The sequence below is a fragment of the Ohtaekwangia sp. genome (assembly GCF_036786105.1).
Lineage (GTDB): Bacteria > Bacteroidota > Bacteroidia > Cytophagales > Cyclobacteriaceae > Ohtaekwangia.
In genome coordinates this window covers 47,260-61,263 of the sequence record NZ_DAIQRQ010000013.1, presented here as the reverse complement: position 1 = coordinate 61,263, position 14,004 = coordinate 47,260, and the positions used below count along the sequence as shown (strand labels likewise).

Sequence of the window (14,004 nt, the reverse complement as noted above, 5' to 3'; positions counted from 1 at the left end):
GCCTTCTTCGGAGCGGCTGCTTTTTTAGCTACTTTCTTGGCGGCTGTTTTCTTAGCCGGAGCTTTCTTCGCCGCAGGAGCTGCAGCTTCTTTTGTGGGTGCTGCGGCCCTTCCAAATCTGCCTTTCTTTTCCGGTGTGGCAGCGGCTAATGTGACGCACTCTTCCAGTGTGAGATCTTTAGGTTCTTTACCTTTCGGTATCTTCACGTTCTTTTTACCGGCTTTGATATAGGGCCCGAAACGTCCGTTGAGGATTTGTATCTCCGGATTCTCATCGAACAACTTGATCGTTTTGTTGGCATCGGCTATACGCTTGTTCTCGATCAGCTCAATCGCTCTGTCCAACGCAATCTCATAGGGATCGGTATCTTTCGGTATAGACACAAATTTTTTATCATGCAATACATACGGGCCGAAGCGTCCTATATTTACCACCACAGGCTTCTCTTCAAACATACCTAAATCGCGTGGCATCTTGAAGAGCTCCATTGCATCTTCCAGCGTCAGATTCTCAATGAACTGTCCGGGACGGAGGCTTGCGAATTTTGGTTTCTCTCCTCCGTTGTCATCGGGGTTCTCTCCTATCTGTACATAGGCTCCAAACTTACCGAGCTTGGCGTATACATTTTTACCCGTCTTCGGATCAACTCCCAACTCGCGCGACTTGCCTACAGAAGAGCGTTCAATTTTTTCTGTAGTCGAAACTTTTTTATGGAAGGGCTGATAGAAGTTTTCAATCATCTTCTTCCAATCCAGTTTACCACTGGCAATCTCATCGAACTCCTGTTCAATTTCTGAAGTGAATGAGAAATCCGTTACATCGGGAAAATGTTCTACCAGAAAATCTGTTACCACCATCGCAGTGTTGGTAGGAAACAGTTTGTTCTTCTCTGCACCGGTAATTTCCGTTTCGGTTGCTTTGCTTACGTTATCGTTTTTGAGTGTAAATACATTGTAAGCACGCTCCACACCTTCGCGTATTTCCTTTACCACATAGCCACGCTTTTGCACCGTGGTAATTGTAGGCGCATACGTGGATGGGCGACCTATACCAAGCTCTTCAAGTTTTTTTACAAGACTCGCTTCGGTATATCGCGGTGCATGTCTGCTGAACACCTGCTTGGCTATAAGCTCATTGAGTTTCAGGTCCTGACCAACGGTAAGTGGCGGCAATACTTTGCTGTTCTCTTCTTCATCTTCGTCATCGCCGGATTCCATATATACTTTCAGAAACCCTTCGAATTTTACAACCTCACCGGTCGCAACCAAAGTGCGGGGGTTGGTAGATATACCGATGGTGGCAGTAGTTTTCTCTAACTCTGCATCGGCCATCTGGGAAGCTATAGCACGCTTCCAGATGAGATCGTATAAACGCAGCGCATTACGATCCATACCCGGATCGCTTACTGAAAAATCGGTAGGACGAATCGCTTCGTGAGCTTCCTGTGCTGATGATGATTTTGTTTTGAACTGGCGCGGCTGCACAAACTCCTTTCCGAATGCAGATTGTATCTGTCGCATAGCACCGTTACGTGCTTCATCCGAAAGGTTTACAGAGTCGGTACGCATATAACTGATCTTACCGGCTTCGTATAACTTCTGCGCTACCATCATGGTTTGTATAACCGAGAAGCCTAGTTTACGTGACGCTTCCTGCTGCAATGTAGAGGTTGTAAACGGAGGCGCTGGCGACCGTTTCGAGGGTCTGGTCTGCAAATCTTTGATGGAATATTTCGCGCCTTTGCACGACTCCAGAAATTCAAGCGCTTCCTGTTCGGTATCAAAGCGTTCCGAAAGCTCGGCTACCAGTGTTTTTCCTTTGTCGAGTTGAAACTCGGCCGATACCTTATATGAAGATTTAGCTTTAAACTCACTGATCTCGCGTTCGCGCTCCACAATCAGGCGTACTGCTACACTTTGCACACGGCCTGCAGACAGGCCGGTCTTAATTTTTTTCCAAAGAATAGGTGAAAGTTCATAGCCGACCAACCGGTCAAGTACACGTCTTGCCTGTTGGGCGTTCACCAGATCTATATCAATACCACGCGGACTTTGAATGGCATTGAGAATGGCATTCTTGGTAATTTCTGTAAAAACGATCCTGCGTGTCTTCTTATCATTCAGGTCCAGCACCTCTTTCAAGTGCCACGAAATAGCTTCTCCCTCGCGGTCTTCATCGCTTGCGAGGTATACCATTTCGGCATCCTCGGCAAGTTTTTTAAGTTTTTGAATAACTTCCTTCTTTTCAGGGCTTACTTCATAGGTGGGTTCGAAGCCGTTCTCAACGTCTATCGCATCGCCACCTTTTGGCAAATCACGGATGTGTCCCATGCTGGAAGCGACCTTAAAATCCTTTCCCAGGTAGCCTTCAATGGTTTTCGCCTTGGCGGGTGACTCTACAATTACGAGGTTTTTTGACATGCGGATAAACGTTTCAAAGAGGTCAAATATCTGGAAATTTTTAAAAAATCAAATTTCGGGTGTTAATATTGACGCCCAGCAACCTATACAACAGTTCAGAAACTTATTGCGTATGCCACGATATTTGTATTTGTTACGCCATGCACAAAGTGCTGAAAAACAGATCAATCAGAATGACATTGATCGTGAATTGACCACCGTTGGCGTGAAAGAGGCGCTTATGATCGGTGGCTACCTGCACCGCCAACAAATTATATTTGACGCGATCCTGACCAGCACAGCCGAACGTGCCAAAGCAACGGCCGGCCTGGTGGCCGATGCGCTCAAGATCCATCCTGATAAAGTAACGCTACAGGAAGAACTGTATGAGGCTTCCACGCGAACCTTCTTTCAATTCGTTACACAACTGGAAGACCATCAGCAGCACGTGTTGTGCGTTGCGCATAATCCGGTAATATCATACCTCGCAGAATACCTGACGGGCGCTGAAGTGGGCGACATGGCTACTGCCGGGCTCTCTATTATCAAATTCAATATTCATTCATGGAAAGAAGTAAGCCAGGGAAATGGCGAGTTGGAGAATTACGTTACACCGGAAATGCTCACCAACTAACGCGCTGTAAACCGACCGCCGTGATGTTATAATTAATGACTACGAAAAAAGACCTCATTCAGAATTTCGATCCCAACGGCCCGGGTATACGAGGCAACCTGTTTGGTCTGCCCTATTCGCCCGATACCTCCGAACTTGTAGTTATACCGGTGCCCTGGGAAGTAACCGTGTCGTATCATACCGGCACAGCAGCAGGCCCTGCAGCTGTACTCCATGCATCATCGCAGGTAGATGTATATATAAAAGATATACCGGATGCCTGGACGCTGGGTATCGCTATGACTGCCATACCGGATGACCTGATGGAGGAAAGTAAACGTCTTCGCGAGCTTTCTGCACACCATATTCAGCGTATGGAAAAAGGTGAGCCGGTGCAGCCTGGTGATCCGCTCGTTGCCAAGATCAACGAAGCTTCGGAGAGTCTCAATATATATGTGAAAGCTGCCACACAACGTTACCTGCGCGAAGGCAGGATGATTGGTTTGCTGGGGGGAGACCACAGCACACCGCTTGGATTTTTGCGTGCACTCGGCGAAAAGTATGAACACTTTGGCATTTTACAGATCGATGCACATGCCGACCTGCGAAAAGCTTACGAAGGCTTTACATATTCGCATGCTTCCATCATGTATAATGCGTTGAAGATACCGGCCGTGAACCGACTGGTGCAAGTAGGTATCCGCGACCTCTGCGAAGAAGAACATCAAGCTATACAGCATTCACAGGAACGCGTTGTTACTTTCTTTGATGACGACCTGAAAGCAAGACAGTACGCTGGAGAAACCTGGGCAGAACAATGCGACTTAATTGTTCGTGAGTTACCACAACATGTATATATCAGTTTTGATATTGACGGACTCGATCCGAAGTTATGTCCGAGCACTGGAACGCCCGTAGCCGGGGGATTGGAATTTCACCAGGCGGTGTACCTGATCCGAAAAATAGCGCTGTCAGGAAAAATTATTATCGGTTTTGATCTGAGTGAAGTGGCTCCCGGCTCGAACGACTGGGATGCAAATGTGGGTGCGCGGCTGCTATACCAACTTTGTAACTATATGGCTGTATCACAGGGGAAACTGCGTGTTGCAGAGGCGGAATAGCTCCTGGCTGCTGGTTACTGGCTGCGGGTGGTGTGATGCAAATGTGCGTGGAGAAAAAAATTAAGAGGTAAAAACTACTTCAAAAGAAATTATTCTCACCCATCGTCAATTCTAAATATCTTTTATCTTTGCGCCCGGCAAGCCGGCACGACCAGCTCCTGCTGAACTCCCCCAGGATCGGAAGGTAGCAAGGGTAGGCGGTTGTAGCGGTGCGATGTTCGGTTTGCCATTTTTTATTCCTGAGAATTTTCAGAACCAGAATCGAGTATATCGTATGCCTATGAACCATTTCTGGTTTTCCATCCTTTCTTAAGTAAACTATACAAGACAACCTCAACAAACCGAAATAAACGAACATGAAATTTTTCATCGACACTGCTAACCTGAACGAAATTAAAGAAGCTTATGACCTGGGTGTATTGGATGGTGTAACCACCAACCCGTCACTGATGGCAAAGGAAGGCATCAAGGGCCTCGACAATATCAAAGCTCACTATAAAGCTATCTGCGACATTGTTGACAACAATGTGAGTGCAGAAGTAATTGCTACAGACTTCGACAGCATCATCAAAGAAGGTAAAGAACTTGCCAAAATCGATGACAAGATCGTAGTGAAAGTACCAATGATCAAAGATGGCGTAAAAGCAATCAAGAAATTTACGAGCGAAGGTATACGCACGAACTGCACGCTTGTGTTCTCTGCAGGCCAGGCTATACTGGCAGCCAAAGCAGGTGCAAGCTATGTATCTCCTTTTGTGGGTCGTTTGGACGATATCTCCCAGGACGGTATTGAGCTCATCTCTCAGATCAGACTAATCTATGATAACTATGCATACGACACTGAGATATTGGCAGCTTCTGTTCGCCACGCAATGCACCTTATTCAGTGTGCAGAGATCGGTGCCGATGTAGCTACTTGCCCGCTGAACGTAATCACCGGCTTGCTGAAACATCCGCTGACTGATAGCGGCCTTGAGAAATTCCTCGCCGACCACAAGAAGGTTAACGGGTAATTTTACCGCACGATTTTAAACTTCACAGCATGAGGTTTAACGTTTAAGATATAAATGATTATGTTTAAATCTTAAACGTTGAACCTCTAACTTTTTTAGGGTATATGTTTTCAAACGATCCGGTAGTAAGCGTTCGTGACGCCAGCATTTTTCAAGATCACAATACCATACTCAGTGATCTGAACTTCTCCATCGAAAAAGGTGAGTTCGTATACCTGGTAGGTCGCACCGGTTCGGGTAAATCATCGCTGCTGAAAACACTCTATGCTGACCTCCTGCTTCGCGTAGGCGATATACAGGTGGCAGGTTTTACCATACGCGGCATGAAGCCCGCACAGATACCTCTGCTTCGCAGAAAGCTGGGTATCATTTTTCAGGACTTTCAATTACTGAACGATCGCACAGTGGCAGAGAATCTCATCTTTGTGATGAAAGCTACCGGCTGGCGCGACAGCACCAAGATGAAAGCTCGTATGAATGAAGTGTTGATGCACGTTGGCCTCGGCTCTGTAGAAAAGAAAATGCCGCACCAGTTATCAGGAGGTGAGCAACAACGTGTGGTGATTGCACGCGCATTAATTAACGAGCCTATGATTTTGCTGGCCGATGAACCCACCGGGAATCTCGATCCCGAAGTGTCGCATGGCATCATGAAAATATTCCAGCAGATCAATAAGAGTGGTACTGCTATATTGATGGCCACGCACAGTTACGGACTCATCAAAAAAAATCCGTCACGCGTATTGAAATGCGAAGACGGAAAAGTGTATGATTCAGCAAAGGAATCGTTCGAACTTACGACTGAGTCCTGGAACTGATATACTATATATTGCTCTCTTTTTTATTCCTATCCTTCGGATAATTTTTCTCCAGGTGATGCAACTGCTGGTTCAGCAGGTCTATGCGAACCAGTAAATTCAGCACCAGCGCATCTTTTACTTTCTGGCTGGGATGTGTGTGCATCTCTTCTTTCAATACCATATACATCGCTTCCAGTTGCTGAAAGTCTTGTGTAAAGCCATTGAGTCCTTCATTCTTCTGAAGCTCATCAATCATTTCCACCTTCTGGGAAATCTGTTCTACATAAAACGCTTCAACATCTTTAAAGTCATTGAGCGCTATATCGGATGTATTGGGTTTGTTTCCGACACGTGTTGCCTTTCCCTCGGGTATCCATGCATAGATTGCCAACGCCATAAATATAGCGGCAGCTACGCGCCACACGGCCACCGAATTCCACCAGCCACCCCGTTGCATGCGCACGGAGGCTTCAATGTTTTTCCAGACTTTTTCTGAAGGCTCTTTGTCATCGAAGGACGCTCTGTTCTTGTTGACGAAATCTTCGAGTTTCATGTTTCTTTAAGTGTTGAAGTGTTGCCGTATTGAAGTGTTGGAGTTTTTTAGTGTATGTGTTTAGGTGTGTATGTGTGTACGATATCCGGAACCTTAAACTTTAAACCTTTAACTTCCCAAGAGCTTCACGGAGTTTGGCTTTGGCCCGGTTAAGTTGCGACTTGGAGGTTGATTCGGAGATGTTCATAATCTCGGCTATCTCCTGGTGGTCGTAGCCTTCCAGCAAATATAGCGAGAGCACCGTTCTGTAGCCATCAGGCAAGGCAGCGATCGCCCGCTTTACACGCTCAACCGTAAGTTCATCACCATATTCAACCGAAGCCTCCTCCTCGGCAACATCCCAACGATCGTCTTCGGGTATAGATTCAAATTTCCGTTTGTTCAGAATGTTAATCGCCTTGTTCACTACAATGCGTTTGAGCCATGCCCCGAAGGTAGAATCACCACGGTAGCTGTCGATGTTTCGGAAGGCGCTTATAAAGGCTTCCTGCAGCACATCTTCGGCATCATCTTCATCGCCTACAATGCGATAGCCAACGTTATACATAGCCCGCGAATACTGCCTGTAAAGCGTATAATGTGCTCCACGGTCGCCAGCTTTACAACGGGCGATGAGTTCTTCATGCATGTTTAATACCGATGACTCCAAGCGACAAATTCCAATTCCTTGTGTAAAGACAAGATAGGAATAAAAGGGTTGCATGGAGTTGGAGTTAGCTGCGGGTTGCAAGCTTTGAGCTGCGAGATTTTAAAAGGGGTGCTGGCCGCTGGCTTCAAGTTGCTGGCAGATTGCGATAAAGCAGCGACATTAGTAATGGAAAGTATGGATTTTAGTATTACCGTCTAGCAGCTTGTAGCTAGAGGCTCGCAGCCTTCATTTAACGATATTGAGCGGACTCTTCAGCCCCGAGTACTCGATCAGTTCTACACCGGCGCTGCCAATGAACATTTTGGCATCGATCTTTAAGGGAATGCGATTCTTGTCGTCTGAGAACCAGGCGGTAATGGAGTTTTCGCCATCGAAGAGATCGTTCTTGGGCATCACAGGTTTGAATACCAATGCCCGTACTTTGCCGGCTTTGATCTTGATGGTTTCCTTGCCTTGATAGATTATCTTAAGTTTATAAAATTCGTCTTCAAAAAATCCGCTGATGGTTACGGTATCTTTAATCTTCAGTTTGGAGAAATCCATAACGCGCAGGTATAGAAATCCTCCGATCATATCGCGTACATGGGCAGGTGCTTCATAAAACTGAGGCTCTTTGAATTTGCCGGTTTTGTTATCGATCGTTTTTACTTCAATCTTCCGGTTGGAATGATCGAAGTTAGTCCACTCATCTTTCTTGTAGCGGCCTTCCCGTATTTTGCGATAGAACTGATGTGGCACCAGAGCTGCTGTATCGATATAAGCCCCCCATTGATCATCCACATCAGATACCCAACTTACCATCCCTACCGTTTTACCCATCACATCCACTTTAAAGCAATGGCGGTCATTTACCTTGTAATAGGTAGGTGCAATGGTTGCACTGCCTTTGCCCACGGTAAAGATTCCGTAGGTCATCTTAAATTTAATGACTTCTCCGCGGGTAAAACTCTCATTCCGGATAAGCGGAAAGATATCGTTCTTGTCACTGACAAAGCCAGAGAGCAAGGATATCAAAAAAAATCCGAAGGCCAACTTCTTCATACTGCGTTTCCAAATTTACACAAAGCAATTTATTGTACAGTAAACAGTATGTTAATTTCAAAGCATGTGCCAACCGTAACCGCTGGCACATCTCTTCCTATACATTTAAACCGATACATTGTTTTCCCGCAACGCATCGTTCAACGATGTCTTCTTGTCTGTACTTTCTTTACGCTTGCCGATAATCAGCGCACAAGGCACCTGAAAATCGCCTGCCGGAAATTTCTTGGTATACGATCCGGGAATAACAACCGAACGTTCAGGCACATAGTTTTTGTATTCTACAGGTTCCGGTCCTGTTACATCGATGATCTTCGAGCTCGCAGTGAGCACCACGTTGGCGCCAAGCACAGCTTCCTTCCCTACCCGCACGCCTTCTACAATAATGCAACGCGAGCCGACAAAGGCATTGTCTTCCACAATAACTGGTGCAGCCTGTACAGGCTCCAGCACCCCTCCTATACCAACACCACCACTCAGGTGAACATTCTTGCCGATCTGTGCACAACTTCCCACCGTAGCCCATGTATCTACCATGGTGCCTTCATCTACATAGGCACCGATGTTTACATACGATGGCATCATGATAACACCTCTGCTTACAAATGAACCGTGGCGTGCAATAGCGTGGGGCACCACGCGCACACCAAGCTCTTTATAGTTGCGTTTCAATTTAATCTTGTCATGAAATTCAAACGGCCCCACTTCGATCGTCTCCATTTGCTGGATCGGGAAATACAGGATCACCGCTTTCTTAACCCACTCATTTACCTGCCATCCATTCGCCACGGGCTCTGCTACGCGGAGCTCACCTTTGTCTAATTTCTCTACGACTGAACGAATAGCATCCTGTACTTCAGGTGATTGGAGAAGGGAACGGTCTTCCCACGTTTTTTCAATGAGTTGTTTCAATTCCATTATCTTAGTTTTAAATCGACATGCAAGAAAGAAAAAAAAGGAGAATAGTCATTGCTTCCGTACTGAAACCCATTGACGATACACGCATGTATGAAAAAATGGGAAAAAGCCTGGCTACATTTTACGAAGTTCATATTATCGGCCATGCCAGCATTTGTCAACCGGTTGACGTGCCTATACATTTCCATCCCTCTCCTTTGTTCAAAAGGTTGAGTATAAAACGATGGCTCGTTCGCTGGCAAATGTTAAAAGCTATAGCGAAGCTGAAACCGGATCTGTTGATCATCACCACGCATGAACTGCTGCTGACAGCACTGCTTTGCAAACTGACGGGCTGCCGGATTATCTACGACGTGCAGGAAAATTACTATCGGAACATTCGCTACACCGCTGCCTTCCCAAAAATAGTCAGGCCTTTGCTGGCGCTATATGTACGCTGTAAAGAATACCTGGCAGCTCCCTTTATCGACCATTTTTTTCTGGCCGAAAAAGGATATACACAGGAGCTACAATTTCCGCGCAAGCGTTTTACCATACTCGAAAACAAACTGAAGCGACCTTTTTTACAACAGCACCGGCGTAAACGGGTAAACGATCTTCACTTCCTCTTTACCGGAACACTGGCAGAGACAACAGGTATTTTTATAGCAATTGATCTGATTGAAAAATTATACTGCGAAGATCCGTCCGTTCGCCTGACGATTATCGGTTATTGCGCACAGCTGGCAACGCTGGAAAAGCTTCGTTCACAAATCGCGAATAAGCCCTATATATTGCTAAAAGGTGGCGACATACTGGTGCCTCATGCTGAGATATTGAAAGAAATAGAATCGGCTTCCATCGGCATCGTTGCGTATCCATTCAATCCATCTACTACACATTCTGTTCCTACCAAGCTATATGAATACCTCGGGTATCAGCTTCCTATATTGTTGATTGACCATATTTCCTGGAAAGCTATATGCGAACCTTATCATGCAGCGGTAGTATTCAATGCACATTCGCCAGACATAAGAAATATACTGACTGAAATTCGTACGATAGAATTTTACACCGCTATACCACACAATGTTTACTGGGAAAGTGAAGAAGTGAAGTTACTGGATGTAGTACACAAACTTATCCCGTGAGCTTCTGCCCTCCGTATATTTATCGTATACAACTACAGAGCGGCAGAAGTCACCGAGATACATCTAAACACCAAAACTACTTGCTAACATTTATTCTTGCATTTGGAATTTTATAGGCAGTGTCATGCGCACAGAAACAGCGTTATGATTCTGCATGCCAGGTTTCCACTTAGACAACAGGGCAATAACACGTTCTGCCTCCTTGTCACAATCTGCACTAATACCCTTCACTGTGTGTACATTCACTACTTTACCTTCACTGTTCACTACAAAGGTTACGAACACAGTTCCCTGTATACCAATTCGTCTGGCACTGGCAGGATATCTTACTTTACTTTTTATAAAGCGATACATTTCTTCCATTCCACCATCGTAGGCTGGCATTACTTCCGCAAAATTTACGGGATCAGTATTTACAACAGGAGAAGGATCAACCATCGGAATATCTGTCACCACCGGGCCATCACCGGTAATAGAAGCATCTGTGCCGGCATTACCATCCACTCCATCCGAATTTGTCAATTGCAAATCGTTATTATCAGGAATGATAGTGTCGACATCTTCTGTGGTTACACGAATCTGCGTGTTGTTACTTGCCGTTTGAACAGGCGCCGCTGGTGGTGGCGCTACATAGATAGGCTCAATCACAGGAGGTTGCTCAAATATAGTACTCTTACCTGTAGGCAAGATCGATGGAATGATGGCCACATCATCCTTCATTAATGCTGATAGTATAGGTATAGCAATCGCTACTACTGCGAGCCCTATACTAAATGAAAAACCTGTGGCGAGATTTCCTGAGTAGGATTTTCGCATCTCATAGGCACCGTACAACTTGTTACGATTTTCAAATACCAGGTCATCCCAGTTTTTGGCAGCTGCTGTTTCTGTTTTCATACTCCAGGTGGTTTAGTTTAAGTAATTATTTACCCTTTAAATCCGGATGGTTATGAAACGTCACAGGAATTTAGAATTTATTTTTTCTGCGGTTAGAGCCCCAAACCACAGTTCACGATTAAAGATCCTAAATAATTTTTTAGACTCGTCTAAACTTTTATTTTTGTATAGCCGTTAAATCAATCGGTATGTTAAGCTATACGGAAGAAAATTATCTGAAAACCATTTACCACTTATCCGATAGTGGCACGAAGGCTGTTTCTACCAGCGAGATCGCTGAATCGATGAATACCAAGGCAGCCTCGGTTACCGACATGATTAAGAAGCTCTCCGGTAAAAATCTTATCGCCTATGAGAAATATTACGGTGTAAAGATTACAAAACAGGGCCGAACCGAAGCACTTACTGTAGTACGTAAACATCGACTATGGGAAACATTCCTGGTAAATAAACTAAAGTTCTCGTGGGATGAAGTACACGATGTAGCCGAACAGCTCGAACATATACAATCACCATTGCTCATTGAAAAGCTTGATGAGTTCCTTGAGTATCCTACCGTAGATCCGCACGGGCATCCTATACCCGACAGGGCCGGCAAGATACAGGAGATACGGCAAGTGCCGCTGTCAGAATGTTACGGCAGGAAGAAAATTGTAGTAAATTCAGTAAAACATGGCAGTCCCTCCTTTCTACAATACCTGAGCAAAATTGGTATATATATAGGGGCCGGTATAGCCATACTCGACCGCGTTGATTTCGATGGTTCGCTGGAGGTTCTCATTGACGGCAAGAAAAAAGCTTTCATCTCCAATGAAGCCGCGCAGAACCTCCTCGTGACAACACCCCATTAATAACAAAAAAGATTTATGAATAACGATAGTGCCTTACAACGAAAATCGCTTAGTGAAGTACATTCGTCTGTGCTCACCGATCGCAAAGGCTGGAGTAAATTGTTTGCTTTTCTCGGTCCCGCCTACCTGGTAAGCGTAGGCTATATGGATCCCGGCAACTGGGCAACCGATATAGCTGGGGGAAGTAAGTTCGGGTATACATTGATCTGGGTATTACTGATGTCGAACATGATGGCCTTGCTACTGCAAAGCCTGAGTGCGCGACTTGGTATTGTACGGCAACTCGACCTTGCGCAAGCTTCCCGCAGCACCTACCACCCGGCGGTAAATTTTGTATTGTGGCTGCTGGCAGAAATTGCGATAGCAGCCTGCGACCTCGCTGAAGTATTGGGTATGGCCATTGGCTTGCAATTGCTCTTTGGCCTTCCATTGATTTGGGGGGTAAGCCTCACTGTACTGGATACGCTTTTGTTACTGGTACTGCAAAATTACGGCATGCGCAAAATAGAAGCCTTCATTATTAGTCTGGTAGCGATCATTGGAGGCGCCTTTCTGATAGAGATGGTGTTGGCCAGACCCGCTATTGGCGAACTGGCCCAAGGGTTTATCCCCGCTATACCCAACGATGAAGCGCTATATATAGCCATCGGAATTATTGGTGCTACAGTGATGCCGCATAATCTATATCTGCATTCTTCGCTTGTACAAACGCGCAGGATTGACCTATCAGAAAAAGGTATCTGGACCGCCATCCGCTATAATTTTATCGACTCCGTTATTGCACTCAATGCAGCATTCTTTGTTAATGCAGCGATATTAGTATTGGCAGCCGCTACCTTTTTTAAAGCAGGCATGAATGATATCGTAGATATACAGGATGCCTATAGATTCCTCACTCCCCTGCTGGGTACACATTGGGCATCGATGTTGTTTGGCGTAGCCCTCATTGCAGCGGGCCAAAGCTCCACGATCACCGGCACACTGGCAGGACAGATCGTGATGGAAGGTTATCTCAACCTCCGCATTGCTCCCTGGCTAAGACGACTCATCACACGCCTGATCGCCATTATACCAGCCTATATTGTGATCCTGGTATATGGTGAAGGAGAAACCGGTGCCCTGCTGGTATTGAGCCAGGTCGTGCTAAGCATGCAACTCGGGTTTGCCATTATACCCCTCATACACTTCAACAGCGACAAAGAGAAAATGGGCCCGTTTGTTATAGAACCCTGGATAAAGATCGCGGCCTGGATTATTGCAGCCATCATCGTATCGCTGAACGTAAAATTAGTATACCAGGAAATAACAGGTTGGATAATTGCCGCTGGCGATTATGCCTGGATCGTATGGATAACAGCCGTGCCGGTATGTATAGCAGCATTGATACTCCTGCTTTATATTACCTTCAAACCGTTGATCGAAAAGAGATCCGCAGAAAAAGCAGCCAAGATCCCGCATGGCACAGGCGAGGCCATTGCTGATATAGCACGCCCAGAATATAACCGCATTGCCATCTGTGTAGATTTCAGCAGCGTTGATTCGCAAGCTATCGGCAATGCATTGGCTCAGGGTGGAACGAGTGCACGGTATCTCCTCATCCATGTGGTGGAAACCGCTGGAGCGTTAGTCTATGGCAGCGATATTGCTGACCTGGAATCTGCCAAAGATCACGCCGCTTTAAGCAACTATAAAAATCAGATTATCGCCAAAGGGTATACTGCTGAGTTGAAAATCGGCTTCGGAAAACCCGGTAAATGTATACCCGAGATGGTAAAAGATTTCAATGCTGACCTGTTGGTAATGGGTGCGCACGGTCACCGGTTCTTCAAAGACCTGATCTTGGGTACTACACTCGATACGGTACGGCACCGCGTAAATATTCCGATACTCATTGTAAAAGAAACGAAGACAGCGGAGACGAAACTATAAAAATCAAAAGCGAGTTTGGCATACAGTGACCCGTTTCCCCAATGAAACGGGTCGCGTTGCTTTCATTATCTTTACAATTTTAATATTTGA

The 14,004-nt window shown here is 45.7% G+C and carries 13 protein-coding genes and 1 other RNA gene; 8 read left to right on the top strand and 6 right to left on the bottom strand.

What is annotated here, in order from left to right:
• The coding region (gene topA, locus V7Q33_RS08545) for a type I DNA topoisomerase (protein WP_333819568.1) at positions 1-2,420 on the bottom strand (2,420 nt) is incomplete at its 3' end.
• Between the two features lie 112 nt (positions 2,421-2,532).
• On the opposite strand from topA, the gene V7Q33_RS08540 reads away from it, so the two are divergent.
• From V7Q33_RS08540 to V7Q33_RS08520, 5 genes are all read left to right on the top strand, one after another.
• Complete coding sequence (locus V7Q33_RS08540) at positions 2,533-3,033, top strand: SixA phosphatase family protein (RefSeq protein ID WP_331976371.1); 501 nt, start codon at positions 2,533-2,535, stop codon at positions 3,031-3,033.
• Positions 3,034-3,068: 35 nt separating this feature from the next.
• Entirely contained in the window at positions 3,069-4,133 is a 1,065-nt protein-coding gene (locus V7Q33_RS08535) for an agmatinase family protein (RefSeq protein ID WP_333819567.1), read from the top strand.
• Positions 4,134-4,269: 136 nt separating this feature from the next.
• Positions 4,270-4,364, top strand: an RNA gene (ffs, locus tag V7Q33_RS08530) — signal recognition particle sRNA small type.
• Between the two features lie 125 nt (positions 4,365-4,489).
• Positions 4,490-5,146 (top strand): fructose-6-phosphate aldolase, encoded by a 657-nt coding sequence (gene fsa / locus V7Q33_RS08525; RefSeq protein ID WP_331976367.1) that lies wholly within the window; start codon positions 4,490-4,492, stop codon positions 5,144-5,146.
• Between the two features lie 104 nt (positions 5,147-5,250).
• Positions 5,251-5,964, top strand: coding sequence for a cell division ATP-binding protein FtsE (locus tag V7Q33_RS08520; protein WP_331976365.1), 714 nt, complete (start codon positions 5,251-5,253; stop codon positions 5,962-5,964).
• 4 nt (positions 5,965-5,968) lie between these two features.
• Here the strand turns inward: V7Q33_RS08520 and V7Q33_RS08515 are convergent, their stop codons facing one another.
• The 4 genes from V7Q33_RS08515 to V7Q33_RS08500 all read right to left on the bottom strand — a co-directional run bounded on the left by V7Q33_RS08515 (position 5,969) and on the right by V7Q33_RS08500 (position 9,107).
• A complete protein-coding gene (locus V7Q33_RS08515) occupies positions 5,969-6,499 on the bottom strand; it encodes a hypothetical protein (RefSeq protein WP_331976363.1) in 531 nt (176 codons plus the stop codon).
• A gap of 100 nt (positions 6,500-6,599) precedes the next feature.
• Positions 6,600-7,127, bottom strand: a complete 528-nt coding sequence (locus V7Q33_RS08510; RefSeq protein ID WP_333819566.1) for an RNA polymerase sigma factor — start codon at positions 7,125-7,127, stop codon at positions 6,600-6,602.
• 246 nt (positions 7,128-7,373) lie between these two features.
• A complete protein-coding gene (locus V7Q33_RS08505; protein WP_331976359.1) occupies positions 7,374-8,189 on the bottom strand; it encodes a DUF3108 domain-containing protein in 816 nt (271 codons plus the stop codon).
• A gap of 105 nt (positions 8,190-8,294) precedes the next feature.
• Complete coding sequence (locus tag V7Q33_RS08500; protein WP_331976357.1) at positions 8,295-9,107, bottom strand: 2,3,4,5-tetrahydropyridine-2,6-dicarboxylate N-succinyltransferase; 813 nt, start codon at positions 9,105-9,107, stop codon at positions 8,295-8,297.
• 20 nt (positions 9,108-9,127) lie between these two features.
• Between V7Q33_RS08500 and V7Q33_RS08495 the strand changes: the two genes are divergently transcribed.
• Positions 9,128-10,237, top strand: coding sequence for a glycosyltransferase (locus V7Q33_RS08495; RefSeq protein ID WP_333819563.1), 1,110 nt, complete (start codon positions 9,128-9,130; stop codon positions 10,235-10,237).
• A gap of 90 nt (positions 10,238-10,327) precedes the next feature.
• Here the strand turns inward: V7Q33_RS08495 and V7Q33_RS08490 are convergent, their stop codons facing one another.
• Positions 10,328-11,134: an energy transducer TonB gene (locus tag V7Q33_RS08490; protein ID WP_333819562.1), complete on the bottom strand. Its 807-nt coding sequence runs from the start codon at positions 11,132-11,134 to the stop codon at positions 10,328-10,330.
• Positions 11,135-11,322: 188 nt separating this feature from the next.
• Between V7Q33_RS08490 and V7Q33_RS08485 the strand changes: the two genes are divergently transcribed.
• Both V7Q33_RS08485 and V7Q33_RS08480 read left to right on the top strand, forming a co-directional pair.
• Positions 11,323-11,985, top strand: coding sequence for a metal-dependent transcriptional regulator (locus V7Q33_RS08485; protein WP_333819561.1), 663 nt, complete (start codon positions 11,323-11,325; stop codon positions 11,983-11,985).
• A 15-nt stretch (positions 11,986-12,000) separates the two neighbouring features.
• Complete coding sequence (locus V7Q33_RS08480) at positions 12,001-13,914, top strand: Nramp family divalent metal transporter (protein ID WP_331976349.1); 1,914 nt, start codon at positions 12,001-12,003, stop codon at positions 13,912-13,914.
• The last annotated feature ends 90 nt before the right edge of the window (positions 13,915-14,004 follow it).